The organism is Ornithinimicrobium sp. (assembly GCF_035267225.1).
Classification (GTDB): Bacteria; Actinomycetota; Actinomycetes; order Actinomycetales; family Dermatophilaceae; genus Ornithinicoccus.
In genome coordinates this window covers 1-12,711 of record NZ_DATFMA010000040.1, presented here as the reverse complement: position 1 = coordinate 12,711, position 12,711 = coordinate 1, and the positions used below count along the sequence as shown (strand labels likewise).

Here is a 12,711-nt window from a genome sequence, read left to right as displayed (position 1 = left end):
GTCTCTGTGGTCGGCCACCCGCACCGAGGGCCTGGAGGGGGTGGTCTCCAAGCGGCGCAGCTCGGTGTACCGGCCCGGGACCCGCAGCGCCGACTGGTTGAAGTACCCCCACCGCGCGACCGAGTCCTACGTCGTGGGCGGCTGGCGTCCCGAGGTCGGCTCCTCGCGACTGGGTGCCGTGCTGGTCGGTGTCCCGACCGGCAGACCGCCCGCAGGACTGCACTACCGGGGGCGTGTGGGCAGCGGGCTCGCCGGACGAGCAGGGGCCGCGCTGGCCGAGGCGGTCGCGGGGTGTCCGAGCGCGGACTGCCCGTTCACCTCCGAGATGCCGCCTACCGACGCGCACGGCACCACCTGGGTGCGCCCGGAGCTGGTCATCGACGTCCGTTCGTTGGGCCTGACCGCCGGCGGGCGCCTGCGCCAGCCCTCCTTCGTCCGCCCTCGCCCCGACCTCGGTGTCGAGGAGCTGGCGGATGGATGAGGCTGCGGCGCAGCGTCTGCGGGTAGCCGGACGCGAGATCCGGGTCACGCATCTGGACAAGGTGCTCTACCCGCGGACCGGCACCACCAAGTCGGACGTCCTGGCTCATTACGTGGCCGTGGCCGACCGTCTGCTGCCCCACCTGCAGCAGCGGCCGCTGACCCGGATCCGGTGGCCGAACGGGGTGGCAGCGGACCACTTCTTCGAGAAGAACCTGCCCAGCGGCGCCCCCGCCTGGCTGGACCGGGTCACCATCGGCGGGCGTGGCTACGGCTCGCGCTCGGACGGCGCTGAGGTCACCTACCCCCTGGTCGAGGACCTGGCCGCGCTGGTCTACCTGGTCAACCTCGGGTCGCTGGAGCTGCACGTCCCGCAGTGGCGGGTCGACGAACACGGGGCACCCCAACGCCCCGACCGCATGGTGGTCGACCTCGACCCGGGGCCGGGCACGGGGTTGACGCAGTGTGCCCAGGTTGCTCTGCTGGTGCGCGAGCACATCCAGGGCACGGGGCTGGAGCTCACGCCGGTGACCAGCGGCAGCAAGGGCATGCAGCTGTACGCCCAGCTGGAGGGTGAGCGCGAGGCGGCCGAGGTGAGCGCGGTGGCCAAGTCGCTGGCCCAGCACCTCACCTCGAGCCATCCTCATCTCGTGGTGTGGCAGATGAAGCGCGAGCTGCGCCGAGGCAAGGTCTTCCTGGACTGGTCACAGAACGTGGCGGCCAAGACCACCATCTGCCCGTGGTCGCTGCGGGGCCGGGAGCACCCGACGGTGGCCACCCCACGGTCCTGGGGGGAAGTCGAGGACGGCGCGCACGGGCGCACGCCCCTGGAACAGGTCGACATCCACCAGGTGGCGAGCTACCTGTAGCGCGGCGAGACACCTGGGGACCGAGCGCGCGCGGCTCGGTCCGGTGAGGCGGCCGAGGACATGCACAGGCCCCGGCCACCGTGCGGGTGGCCAGGGCCTGTGCGGAACCGTCGTCGCGACCTCAGTGGGCCGCGGCGTACGCCTCCTGGACGTCTTGGGAGACGCGGCCACGGTCACTGACCTGGTAGCCGTTGGCCCGACCCCACTCACGGATCTTGGCCAGCTCCTCACGGGATGAGCCACCACCTGAACCGCCGTTGCGACGACGGGTCTGACGACGGCCACCGGAGCGTCGCGCCTGCCCCACCCAACGGGCGAAGTCGTTACGCAGCTGGGCGGCGTTGCCGTCACTCAGGTCGATCTCATAACTGACACCGTCGAGTGAGAACTCCACTGTCTCCGTGGCTTCGCTACCGTCGACGTCATCCTCGAGAATGACTTGTACTCGTTGAGCCATGAAATTGTACCTCTTGCTTCATCGGGGGATGTGATCCGGACACGGATCGGATCACCACGCTGATATTAACCCCGAAATAGCGAGAAAGACAACATTGAATGGCTAGTGTTCGTTTGTGTCCTCGGCCGCGCCCGGGGATTCCGGATTCGCCGCTCGTGCTGCGTCTTCCTCGGCCTCCCAAACCCGTTGCGCCGCACGCTCTCGACGGTCACCCTCGATGATGTGCTTCATGATCACCCAGAAGAGGTAGAGCAGTCCGACCGTGGGCAACAAGGCGGCCACGATGCCCCAGGTGCTCGCCAAGAGGTCCACCTCACACCTGCGGCCTGACAAAGGGAAACAGGATCGTCTCCCGGATACCCGCCCCTGTGAGCAGCATCATGACCCGGTCGATGCCCAAGCCCAGGCCGCCCATCGGCGGCGCTCCCTGCTCGAGGGCCTGGAGGAAGTCCTCGTCGATGGCCATGGCCTCCTCGTCCCCGGCAGCCGCGGCGGCCGACTGCTCCACCAGCCGCTGCCGCTGAATCTGAGGGTCGATCAATTCGCTAAAGGCGGTCGCGCGTTCTGTGCCGCCGATGATGAGGTCCCACGCCTCGATCAGCCCCGGCGAGGATCGGTGTGGACGCGCCAAGGGCTGCGCGATGGCGGGGTAGTCGCACACAAACGTCGGCTGAATAAGGCCGGGTTCCACCAGCGCTTCAAAGAGCTCCATGGCCATTTTCTGTGGCCCGAAGTCGTCATCCAGGTCCAATCCATGCTCCTTGCCCAGCTCGCGCAATCGATCCGAGCCGGTCGAGGTGCTCACATTCTCTCCCAGAGCCACCGAGAGCCCGTCGTAGAAGGGCAACCAGGACCATGGTGCGTCAAGGTCGATCGTCTCCTGCTCATGCGCGACCTGGCGCGAGCCGAGAGCATCGGCGGCGGCCAGGACCAGCTCGCGGGTGAGCTCGGCCATGCTCTCCTGGTCGCCGTAGGCCTCGTAAGCCTCCAGCATGGTGAACTCGGGACTGTGCGAGGAGTCGATGCCCTCGTTGCGGAAGATGCGTCCGATCTCGTAGACCCGGTCGATCCCACCGACCACGGCCCGCTTGAGATGCAGCTCCAGCGCGATCCGCAGGGTCACCGGCAGGTCGAACGCGTTGAGATGCGTGATGAACGGTCGCGCGTTGGCCCCGCCGTGCACGGTCTGCAGGGTCGGGGTCTCGACCTCGAGGTAGCCCCGCGCGTGCATGACCTCCCGGATGGCCCGGGTCACCGCGGCGCGGTCACGCACCATCTGTCTGGCCTCCGGCCGCACGATGAGGTCGACGTAGCGGCGCCGGACGCGCTGCTCCTCCGACAGCTCCTTGTGCAGCACGGGCAGGGGTCTCAGCGCCTTGCTGGCCATGCGCCACGAGTCAGCCATCACGGACAGCTCGCCCCGGCGGCTCGCGATGACCTCGCCCCGGACGAAGACGTGGTCCCCCAGGTCCACCAGCGACTTCCAGCGACCCAGGTCGTCGGCCCCGACGACCGCCGCGCTGAGCATCACCTGCAGCTGGGTGCCGTCGCCCGCTTGGAGAGTGGCGAAGCAGAGCTTGCCGGTGTTGCGGACGAAGATCACCCGCCCGGCGACGGCGACCTCTGCACCGCTCTCGGCCCCCGCCGCCAGGTGGCCCCAGTCGGCGCGGACCTGAGCCAGGGAATGAGTGGTGGGCACCGTGACGGGGTAGGGCGTCACTCCCTCGGCCACCAGCTGGTCACGCTTGGCCTGCCGGACGCGCATCTGTTCCGGCAGGTCGTCGGGACCAGACAGGGGCGGCTCGCTCACGCCCTGCAGCGTACCGGGGGTGATCAGGCGGACTGTGCGTACCTCGCCTCCAGGTCGAGCAGTGCACGCTTGTTCGCCTCTCCCCCGCCGTATCCGGTGAGCGAGCCGTCGCTGCCGATGACGCGGTGGCACGGCACGATGATCGACAGGGGGTTGCGACCGTTGGCCATGCCCACGGCACGGGCGGCGCCGCGCGAGCCGATCACGCGGGCGAGCTCGCCATAGGTCTCGGTCGTCGCGTAGGGGATCCGGCTCAGGGCAGCCCACACCCGATGCTGGAAGGGGGTGCCGCTCGGCGCCAAGGGGAGGTCGAACTCGCGGCGCTGCCCCGCGAAGTACTCCGTGAGCTGAGACCGCGCCTGGCGCAGCACCGGATCACGCTCGAGCTCGTCCGCCCCGAGCCGGAGCCCGGGCTGCTCGGCGCTCACGTATCTGTGCTGGGGGAAGTAGAGGCCGACCAGCGCGCGGCCGTCGCTGACCAGCCTCAGAGCGCAGAGGTCGGTGTCCATCTCGTGCCAGTACCGCGTCATGGTCATCCCTTCGTCTCGCCGATGTGTGGTGGCCGCTCAGCGACGGCCGCCGAGGCCGGCATCCGTGCTGCCGAGTGGTTGCTGGCGGCCCAGAGCGCCTGGGTCACGTAGGCGCGCCAGGGTCGCCAGCGCTGGCTCCGGGACATCAGGTCGGCCGCGTGCTCCCCGAGCCCGACCGCGGCCGCGGTGCGACGCACCCCGAGGTCGGTGGCCGGAAAGGCGTCCGGGTCGTTGAGGCAGCGCAGCGCCATCATCTCGGCGGTCCACGGCCCTACCCCGGGGAGAGCCAGCAGGTCCCGGCGCACCTGGTCGCGGTCGGCTCCGGGGTGCAGAGAGAGCGAGCCGTCGGCCAAGGCGGCCGCCACGGCCCGCAGGGTGCGCAGCCGCGTCTGCGGCATACCGGGGAGGAGGGCCGGGTCCGCGTCCGCGACTTCCGCGGGCGAGGGGAACAGCCAGCCCACCGTGCTTCCCGGGACCGGGGGCAGCCGCTCGCCCAGGGTGCGCACCACCTTTGCCATGAGGGTGCCGGCCGCCGCGGTCGAGACGTGCTGGCTCAGCACGATCCGCAGGGCCATCTCTCCACCGTCCATCGCTCCCGGGATCCGGACACCGGGGCGCTGGGCCAACAGGGGCGCGAGGAGGGGGTCCTGAGCCAGATGAGCCTGCGAGGCGTGCGGATCGGCGTCGAGGTCCAGCAGTCGGCGGCAGCGTTCCACGGCGGCGGCCACATCCCGCACGTCCTGCAGGCTCAGCGAGGCGGCGACGTGGTCCCCGGCCGGCTTCAGATGGACCCATACCGTCCCGTGGGTCAGCCGGGCGGACCGGGCGAAACCACCGTCGACCCACTCTTCGACACCGGGAACCGCCGTGGCCGCCAGATGTCCGAAGAGGCTGTGGGCGTGCAACGGGGCGCGGTAGGGCAGCTTGAGGTGAAGTCGTTGCGCTGCTGTCACCGGGCCGGCCACGACGGAGCCCGCGGCGCGGGCGCCCCGCCCGCGCCGGGCGTCGGCGCTGGCCCGCAGCGCCGTGGGGGTGCTGGCGTAGACGGCCAGGACGGTGTCGTTGAACGAGCGGATGCTGGCGAACCCGGCCGCGTGGGCGACCTCGGACATCGGCAGGCTCGTCGTCTCGATGAGCACCCGGGCGGTCTGCGCGCGCTGGGCCCGAGCCAGAGCCAGAGGCCCGGCCCCCACCTCGTGCGCGAGGACGCGTTCGACCTGGCGAGTGCTGTAGCCCACCCGGGCGGCCAGGCCGGCAACGCCTTCCCGGTCCACGACGCCGTCGGCGATGAGGCGCATCGCTCGCGCGACGGTGTCGCCGCGGTGGTGCCAGAGGGCGGAGCCGGGGGTCGAGTCCGGCCGGCAGCGCTTGCACGCGCGGTATCCGGCCCCCTGGGCCGCTGCGGCACTGGCGTAGAAGCGCATGTTCGCCTCCAGCGGCACGCGGGCCGGGCAGCTGGGCCGGCAGTAGATCCCGGTGCTTCGCACCCCGAGGTAGAAGCAGCCGTCGAAGCGTGGGTCACGACTGCGCACGGCGGCCATCTGGCCCGCGGTGTCGAGTCTCATGCGTCCAGTGTGCCGCCTCTGCCCGCCCCCGGCTGGCAGGAATCCGACATCCTAGTCCGAGCCCCGATCGCTGGCGGGGCTCGACGAGTCCGAGGCGGCGTGCCCCTGCCGCCGACGCCGTCTCTCAGCGCGCTCGCGTCCGGCCAGCACCAGCAGGGTCACCCCGACGAGCGGCAGCACGAGCACCACCATGACGAGGCTGAAGCCCTCCTCGGCCTCGCGACCGCTGGCGTCCAGGACGAGGTAGGCGGTGTAGGAGACGTACAGCGCGACGAAGAGCAGGCCCTCGCGGCGGGCGATCCGCCCACCGGTGTAGACCACGGGCAGGAGGGCGGCGCTGGCCGCCACCATCAGCGGCAGGTCGACCGAGAAGGCTGCGGCCGGCACCGGCAGGCCACCGGGCTTCGCCAGCGCCGGCACCCCCAGCACGAGGCCGATGTTGGCCAGACAGCTACCGATGGCGTTGCCGACGGCCAGGTCGGTCTCACCCTTGCGCACCGCAGCCAACGAGGCCACGAGCTCGGGTAGCGAGGTGCCGATGGCCACCACCGTGAGCCCGATGACCAGACTGCTGATCCCCAGCGCGCCGGCAATGGCGACCGCACCGGTGACGAGCAGGTTCGACCCCCCGACCAGAAGCGCGACTCCCACCACCACGAGCACGAGCGCCACCGGAGCGGAGACGTTCGGGGGCTCCTCCTCGACGGCATCCGCCGGGATGTCGCCCCTCTTGGACAGCCAGACGCTCAGCAGAGTGTGCCCCACCCAGACGGCCAGCAGGATCCCGCCGTCGAGGGTGCTGATGTCGCCGTCCGAGGTGAGCAGGACCAGCAGGAGCCCGAAGCCGATGAGGAACGGCACGTCGACCCGGACCAGCTGCCGGCGCACCGCGAGCGGCAGCACCACGGCGCTCACACCGAGGATGAGCAGGATGTTGGCGATGTTGCTGCCGACGACGTTGCCCAGGGCCAGGTCGCTCTCGCCGGTGAACACCGCGCTGGTGGTCACCGCCAGCTCGGGCGCGGAGGTCGCGACCGAGACCACGGTCAGGCCGACGACCAGTGGCGAGATGCCGACGTCCACGGCCAAGGCCGACGCGCCGCGGACCAGGACCTCGCCACCGGCCACGAGCAGTGCCAGGCCCCCCAGCACCTGCAGCACCGAGACCAGATCCACACCGGGAGTCTAGGCGCGGCCCTGCAAGGGCGGTCACCTGCGAGGATCAGAGGCATGACGCGGCTCTGCCTGCCCTGGCCCCGCGCGTGGCAGCAGGCCCTCTACGGCCCGCACGGCTTCTACCGACGCCGTGACGGGCCCGCGGGTCACTTCAGTACCTCGGTGGCCGGGATTCCGCACGCAGGCGCCGTGATGGCGCGGGCGCTCGCGGCCCTGGCCACCCGGCTGGGTCGCACGACCGTGGTCGACCTGGGCGCGGGCCGGGGTGAGCTCATCGCCCATCTCGCCCGGGCGGCACCGCACCTGCGCGCCGTCGGGGTCGATGTGGTGGCGGCACCGCCGGACCTGCCGGCCTCGGTGCAGTGGTGGGTGAGCCCGGGAGGCGAGGACCTGCCACCGGAGCTGGACGGACTCACCGGCGCGCTCGTGGTCGCCCACGAGTGGCTCGACGTGGTGCCGACGACCGTGGCGCGGCGCGACCTGTTCGGGGTGTGGCGCGCCGGGCACGTCAACGTCAGCACCGGCGAGGAGTCGTGGCCTCACCCGGTGCGGGAGGAGGAGCGCGCCTGGCTGGAGGCGTGGGCCGACGCAGACACCGAGATCGCCGAGGTCGGGTTGGCCCGTGAGCGAGCGCTGGCTGCGCTGCGCCGGAGTGTGCGCGACTGCTCGGTGCTGGTGGTGGACTACGGCCACCACCAGGGCGAGCGACCTCCCCAGGGCACCTTGGTGGGCTACCGGGACGGGGGGATGCTGCCGGCCGTGCCGAACGGCTCGATGGACCTGACCGCCCACGTGGCCATCGACGCCCTGGTGGCCTCCTGCGGCGAGGGTGGCGTGAGGTGGGCACGCCAGCGAGAGATGCTGCCCGACCTCCTCGACCCCCCACCGCTGGACGCCGAGCTGGCTCGCCCACAGCCGGCGGCCTACCTGCAGCAGGTCGCCGAGCAGGCGGCCTGGGGCGAGCTGTGCCGCCGCGGCGGGTTGGGCGACTTCTGGTGGGTCCTCACCGAGCCACCCGCTAGGTTGGCCCGATGAGCCGTCCGGACCCCCCCGGTGACTCGACGCAGGTCCGACCCCTGGAGGTCGCGGTCGGCGCAGCCGGGCTGAGCACCACGGAGATGGTGCTGAACATCGGGCCGCAGCATCCGGCGACCCATGGCGTGCTGAGGCTGCGGATCACCGCGGACGGAGAGCGGATCGTCGCCGCCGAGCCCATCGTGGGCTACATGCACCGGGGGGCGGAGAAGCTCTTCGAGGTGCGCGACTACCGCCAGATCATGGTCCTGGCCAACCGGCACGACTGGCTGTCCGCGTTCAGCAACGAGATCGGCGTCGCGCTGACCGTGGAGGCGATGCTGGAGATGGAGGTGCCGACGCGTGCCACCTGGGCTCGTACCCTCCTGGCGGAGCTGAACCGGGTGCTGAACCACCTCATGTTCCTGGGCTCCTTCCCGCTGGAGCTCGGCGCGATCACCCCGGTCTTCTACGCCTTCCGGGAGCGCGAGGAGCTCCAGGCCGTCATGGAGGAGATCTCCGGTGGCCGGATGCACTACATGGTGGCCCAGGTCGGCGGGCTCCGGCACGATCTGCCCCCGCAGTGGCTGGAGCACGTCCAGGCGGCGGTCGAGGCGGTGCGTGCCCGCTTGCCCGACCTCGAGTCGATGCTGGTCGGCAACGAGATCCTGCAGGCCAGGACGCGCGGCGTGGGGGTGCTCGACCCGGCTACCGCGATCGCCTACGGGGTCAGCGGTCCGATCGCCAGGGCCAGCGGGGTCGACCTGGACCTACGGCGGGACGACCCCTACCTGGCCTACTCCCACCTGTTCACCAGCGGCGGCCCGGGCCGGGTGGTCACCCGCACCGCCGGCGACGCGCTGGCCCGGCTGGAGGTGCTGCTCGAGCAGGTGCACGTCAGCCTCGACCTCGCCGAGTGGTGCGTCGACGTGCTGCGCGACATGCCGGAAGGCCCCATCAACGTCAAGCTGCCGAAGACCCTCAAGGTGCCCGCGGGAGAGCGCTACCTCGCCACCGAGAGCCCCCTGGGCCTCAACGGCTACTACCTGGTGAGCCGGGGCGACAAGGTGCCGTGGCGCCTGAAGCTGCGTTCGGCCTCGTTCAACAACGTCCAGGTGCTGACCGAGCTGCTTCCGGGCACGTTGGTCGCCGACATGGTGGCCATCCTCGGCTCGACGTTCTTCGTGGTCGGAGACATCGACAAGTAGGACGCCCGGCCACGACTCACCCGTAGGCCACGCCGTCGTGCCCGGGCGACGGGTCGTCGTCCTCGTCCTCGGGCAGTCGGCACCAGCTCTGTCCCACGTATCCGGCGGCGCTCACGCAGACCGCCGCGACGGCGCTCACCAGCGCCCGCACGAACAGCCCGCGGACCGAGGGCACGTCCAGCGTCGAGAGGTGCACGACGGCGTTGGCCAGGTAGAAGCCGAACAGGATGGCCCCGCCCAAGGCCCCGGCCTGGGCGGCCACCAGAGTCCCCCGCGCCTGCTGCGGGGTGGGCATGCGCCGGCCCCCGGCGTGCCGTTGCGGGGTTCGCACGTACTGTCTGACCCGCCACGCGGCCGCCAGCACGAGGACGACGTACAGCGCCATGGGGACGAGGGCGAGCCAAGGCAGCTGAGGGTACTCGTGCCCGGTGGTGCGCCAGGCCAGCAGGGCGAGCCAGCCGAGCACCGTGCTCACTGCGGCGAACAGCCCACCCGCGGCGATGCTGATCCCGTCCTGGGGTGTCTTCACGCCTCGATGCCTCGCGGCCGCACGCCGGTGGTGTCGAGGGTGTCGACCAGATCGGACAGCGCGACCAGCTCGCTGCCGGTCGACAGGCTCGCCGCCGGGTCGACGTCGTGCCAGGGCACGAGAACGAAGGCGCGCTCCACCGCGCGCGGATGCGGCAGGCTCAAGCCGTGCTCCTCCCGGCGGACCTCGCTGCCCGCACGCGGGTCGCCGTACTGGATGAGGTCCAGGTCCAGGGTGCGCGGTCCCCACCGCACGCCACGCACCCGGCCGTGGCGCTGCTCGATCTCGTGCAGCCGGGACAGCAGCACACGAGGGGGCAACGAGGTGCGCGCCAGCGCGACGGCGTTGACGTAGTCATCCTGCTCGGGGCCCCCGACCGGGACGGTGAGGAACAGCTCCGAGGCCCGCACCCCCCTCAGACCGGGGACGTCCGCCAGCTCGCGGACGGCGTCTCGCACCGTGCGGGCCGCCCTGCCCTGGTTGGCCCCGAGGGCGATGACCACCGGCAGGTCACGGCGCCGGCGCACCGTGACCGCGACGTCCTCGAAGGGCACTCCGACCGGGGCCGCGGGCTTGTGCACGGTGACCGAGACCTCCTGCACCTCCTCGTGCTCGAGCTGGACCGTGTCGGCGATCTCGGCGGCGAGGGTCTCGATGAGCTGATGCGCCGGCCCGCTCACCAGCCGCACCACGGTGGCTGCCACCTGGCTGTAGTCGACCGTGTCGGCGACGTCGTCAGTGGCCGCGGCCGCGGCGGCATCGACCTGCATCACCACGTCGACGAGGAAGTCCTGACCGTGCTCGCGCTCGACGGGCAGGACCCCGTGCCGGCCGAACGCCTGCACGCCCCGCAGGGCGATGGTGTCAGCCACGCTGGGCTCGATCCCAGACGCCGAGCGCCTGGGCGGTGCTGGGCACGTCGTGGACCCGCACCGCCCAGACCCCGGCCTGGGCACAGAGCAGGCTCGTGGCCGCGGTCGCGGGGTCACGATCGGCTGCGGCGAGCTCGGTGCGCACGCGCGGCAGCCGCCCGAGGAACCGCTTGCGCGAGGTGCCCACCAGGACGCGGTGCCCGAGGGCGACCACCCGACCGAGGCCGGCCAGCAGGGCCCAGTTGTGCGAGGCGTCCTTGGCGAACCCGAACCCCGGGTCGACGATGATCTGGTCGCGGGACAGACCCTCGGCGCAGAGCTGTTCCACCCGCTGGTGAAGATGCTGGACCACCTCGGTGACCACGTCGCGATACTGAGCCGCGGCGTCCATCTGCGCAGAGTGGCCCCGCCAGTGCATGGCGATGTAGGGAACTCTGGCACGGGCCACCGTCTCGGCCATGTCGGGGTCGGCGAGTCCCCCGGAGACGTCGTTGACCATCTCCGCGCCGGCCTCGACTGCGGCTGCGGCCACCGAGGCGCGCATCGTGTCCACCGACACGGGAACGCCGCGCTCGCGCAGCTGCGCGACGACCGGCACGACCCGTCGGAGCTCCTCGGCCTCGCTGACACGCTGCGCACCGGGCCGCGTCGACTCGCCACCGACGTCGACGAGATCGGCCCCCTGCTCGACCAGATGGATCCCGTGGGCCACCGCTGCTTCCGTGGCCTGCCATCGGCCGCCGTCGCTGAAGGAGTCGGGGGTGACGTTCAGCACCCCCATGATCGAGGTCACCGGTTCACACCCGGCGAGCCAGGGCGAGGCTCATCGCCTCCGCCCGCGTGGCCCCGGCGCGCAGCTGGCCCCGCACCGCCGAGGTGATGGTGCGCGCCCCGGGCCGGCGGACGCCCCGCATCGACATACACAGGTGCTCGGCCTCGATGACCACGATGACCCCTCGCGGATGCAGGTGCTCCTCGAGCGCCTCCGCGACCTCCGTGGTCAGCCGCTCCTGCACCTGGGGGCGCCGGGCGTACACGTCGACCAGTCGCGCCAGCTTCGACAGCCCGGTGATCCGGCCGTCGGGGCCGGGGATGTAGCCCACGTGAGCCACGCCGTGGAACGGCACCAGATGGTGCTCGCAGACGCTGTAGACCTCGATGTCGCGGACCAGGATGAGCTCCTCGTGCTCCACGTCGAACGTCGTCTCCAGCACTGCGGCGGGCGACTGGCTGAGTCCGGCGAACATCTCCGCGTAGGACCGGGCGACGCGAGCCGGGGTGTCCACCAGGCCGTCCCGATCAGGGTCCTCCCCGACGGCGACGAGGATCTCGCGCACGGCGGCCTCGATCCGGGCGTGGTCCACCGCCGCGTGCGGCATGGTGCCGGGAGGCCGGTCGGAGAGCTCGGGCAGCGTGGTGGCGCCGGCGAGCTCGGCGCGGCCGGAGTCAGAGGCGGCCGGGGTCGACATGGCCGCCTTCGGGGACCGGGACCACCTGGGAGGCGGGGTGCTCCTGCGGCGCGTGATGCCCGTTGGACATGCCGCGGCGCTCGGCCTCGGTGAGCACCGGGCCACGCTCGTGCACCCCCCGCTCGTCGCTGGACAGCCACACGGGGCGGTGGGGGCGCTTGACGACGTCGGCGAAGAGCTCGGCCAACGCCTCGGCGTTGAGCGTCTCCTTCTCCAGCAGCTCGAGCACGAGGTGGTCCAGCAGGTCGCGGTTGTCGTTCAGAGCGTGCCACGCCTCGTCGTGCGCGGCCTCGATGAGACGCCGGACCTCGCGGTCCACCACTCCCGCCAGGTCCTCGGAGTAGTCCCGCTCGTGACCCATGTCCTTGCCGAGGAACACCTCGGAGGAGCCCTGTCCCAGCTTCACGGCCCCGACCCGCTCGCTCATGCCGAACTGGGTCACCATCTTGCGGGCAAGCCCGGTGGCCTTCTCGATGTCGTTCGCTGCCCCGGTGGTGGGGTCGTGGAAGATGATCTCCTCGGCGACCCGGCCGCCGAGCGCGTAGGCGAGCTGGTCGAGCAGCTCGTTGCGGGTTGTCGAGTACTTGTCGTCGGCCGGCAGCACCATCGTGTAGCCCAGGGCCCGGCCGCGCGGCAGAATCGTGATCTTGCTGACCGGGTCGGTGTGGCGCATCGCCGCGGCCACGAGCGCGTGCCCGCCCTCGTGGTAGGCGGTGATCTTCTTCTCCTTGG

General features: G+C 71.5%; 13 protein-coding genes and 2 pseudogenes. 4 read left to right on the top strand and 11 right to left on the bottom strand.

What is annotated here, in order from left to right; translation table 11 throughout:
* Both VJ976_RS02615 and ligD read left to right on the top strand, forming a co-directional pair.
* A pseudogene (locus tag VJ976_RS02615) lies at positions 1-481 on the top strand (DNA ligase); the annotation flags it as partial.
* Complete coding sequence (gene ligD, locus VJ976_RS02610; protein WP_324098550.1) at positions 474-1,349, top strand: non-homologous end-joining DNA ligase; 876 nt, start codon at positions 474-476, stop codon at positions 1,347-1,349. The pseudogene VJ976_RS02615 and the gene ligD, both read left to right, overlap by 8 nt.
* A gap of 121 nt (positions 1,350-1,470) precedes the next feature.
* Here ligD and VJ976_RS02605 read toward each other — a convergent pair whose 3' ends face one another.
* From VJ976_RS02605 to VJ976_RS02580, 6 genes are all read right to left on the bottom strand, one after another.
* The gene (locus VJ976_RS02605; RefSeq protein ID WP_324098549.1) at positions 1,471-1,806 is read right to left on the bottom strand and encodes an Lsr2 family protein; all 336 of its coding nucleotides are present in this window, start codon (positions 1,804-1,806) and stop codon (positions 1,471-1,473) included.
* Positions 1,807-1,908: 102 nt separating this feature from the next.
* Complete coding sequence (locus tag VJ976_RS02600; RefSeq protein WP_324098548.1) at positions 1,909-2,118, bottom strand: hypothetical protein; 210 nt, start codon at positions 2,116-2,118, stop codon at positions 1,909-1,911.
* 1 nt (position 2,119) lies between these two features.
* Positions 2,120-3,571, bottom strand: coding sequence for a lysine--tRNA ligase (gene lysS / locus VJ976_RS02595; RefSeq protein ID WP_324098552.1), 1,452 nt, complete (start codon positions 3,569-3,571; stop codon positions 2,120-2,122).
* Positions 3,572-3,639: 68 nt separating this feature from the next.
* Positions 3,640-4,146, bottom strand: coding sequence for a methylated-DNA--[protein]-cysteine S-methyltransferase (locus VJ976_RS02590; RefSeq protein WP_324098547.1), 507 nt, complete (start codon positions 4,144-4,146; stop codon positions 3,640-3,642).
* A gap of 2 nt (positions 4,147-4,148) precedes the next feature.
* Positions 4,149-5,711, bottom strand: coding sequence for a DNA-3-methyladenine glycosylase 2 family protein (locus VJ976_RS02585; protein WP_324098546.1), 1,563 nt, complete (start codon positions 5,709-5,711; stop codon positions 4,149-4,151).
* A gap of 51 nt (positions 5,712-5,762) precedes the next feature.
* Positions 5,763-6,887 (bottom strand): calcium/sodium antiporter, encoded by a 1,125-nt coding sequence (locus VJ976_RS02580; protein WP_324098545.1) that lies wholly within the window; start codon positions 6,885-6,887, stop codon positions 5,763-5,765.
* A 54-nt stretch (positions 6,888-6,941) separates the two neighbouring features.
* Here VJ976_RS02580 and VJ976_RS02575 point away from each other — a divergent pair, with 54 nt between their 5' ends.
* Complete coding sequence (locus tag VJ976_RS02575) at positions 6,942-7,922, top strand: SAM-dependent methyltransferase (protein ID WP_324098544.1); 981 nt, start codon at positions 6,942-6,944, stop codon at positions 7,920-7,922.
* A complete protein-coding gene (locus VJ976_RS02570) occupies positions 7,919-9,109 on the top strand; it encodes an NADH-quinone oxidoreductase subunit D (protein WP_324098543.1) in 1,191 nt (396 codons plus the stop codon). The genes VJ976_RS02575 and VJ976_RS02570 overlap by 4 nt, the downstream gene beginning before the upstream one ends.
* A gap of 16 nt (positions 9,110-9,125) precedes the next feature.
* Here the strand turns inward: VJ976_RS02570 and VJ976_RS02565 are convergent, their stop codons facing one another.
* From VJ976_RS02565 to VJ976_RS02545, 5 genes and pseudogenes are all read right to left on the bottom strand, one after another.
* On the bottom strand, positions 9,126-9,638 hold the full coding sequence (locus VJ976_RS02565) for a DUF3180 domain-containing protein (protein ID WP_324098542.1): 513 nt from the start codon (positions 9,636-9,638) through the stop codon (positions 9,126-9,128).
* Entirely contained in the window at positions 9,635-10,510 is an 876-nt protein-coding gene (gene folK, locus VJ976_RS02560; RefSeq protein ID WP_324098541.1) for a 2-amino-4-hydroxy-6-hydroxymethyldihydropteridine diphosphokinase, read from the bottom strand. Before folK ends, VJ976_RS02565 begins: the two co-directional genes overlap by 4 nt.
* On the bottom strand, positions 10,503-11,291 hold the full coding sequence (gene folP, locus VJ976_RS02555; RefSeq protein ID WP_414693556.1) for a dihydropteroate synthase: 789 nt from the start codon (positions 11,289-11,291) through the stop codon (positions 10,503-10,505). The genes folK and folP overlap by 8 nt, the downstream gene beginning before the upstream one ends.
* 16 nt (positions 11,292-11,307) lie before the next feature.
* Positions 11,308-11,889, bottom strand: coding sequence for a GTP cyclohydrolase I FolE (folE, locus tag VJ976_RS02550; RefSeq protein ID WP_324098551.1), 582 nt, complete (start codon positions 11,887-11,889; stop codon positions 11,308-11,310).
* Between the two features lie 67 nt (positions 11,890-11,956).
* Positions 11,957-12,711, bottom strand: a pseudogene (locus VJ976_RS02545) (cell division protein FtsH); the annotation flags it as partial.

Coding starts and splice junctions, on each gene's coding strand:
- ligD (WP_324098550.1), top strand. CDS start 474: ATGGATGAGGCTGCGGCGCAGCGTCTGCGGGTAGCCGGACGCGAGATC.
- VJ976_RS02605 (WP_324098549.1), bottom strand. CDS start 1,806: ATGGCTCAACGAGTACAAGTCATTCTCGAGGATGACGTCGACGGTAGC.
- lysS (WP_324098552.1), bottom strand. CDS start 3,571: ATGCGCGTCCGGCAGGCCAAGCGTGACCAGCTGGTGGCCGAGGGAGTG.
- VJ976_RS02590 (WP_324098547.1), bottom strand. CDS start 4,146: ATGACGCGGTACTGGCACGAGATGGACACCGACCTCTGCGCTCTGAGG.
- VJ976_RS02585 (WP_324098546.1), bottom strand. CDS start 5,711: ATGAGACTCGACACCGCGGGCCAGATGGCCGCCGTGCGCAGTCGTGAC.
- VJ976_RS02575 (WP_324098544.1), top strand. CDS start 6,942: ATGACGCGGCTCTGCCTGCCCTGGCCCCGCGCGTGGCAGCAGGCCCTC.
- VJ976_RS02570 (WP_324098543.1), top strand. CDS start 7,919: ATGAGCCGTCCGGACCCCCCCGGTGACTCGACGCAGGTCCGACCCCTG.
- folP (WP_414693556.1), bottom strand. CDS start 11,291: ATGGGGGTGCTGAACGTCACCCCCGACTCCTTCAGCGACGGCGGCCGA.
- folE (WP_324098551.1), bottom strand. CDS start 11,889: ATGCCGCACGCGGCGGTGGACCACGCCCGGATCGAGGCCGCCGTGCGC.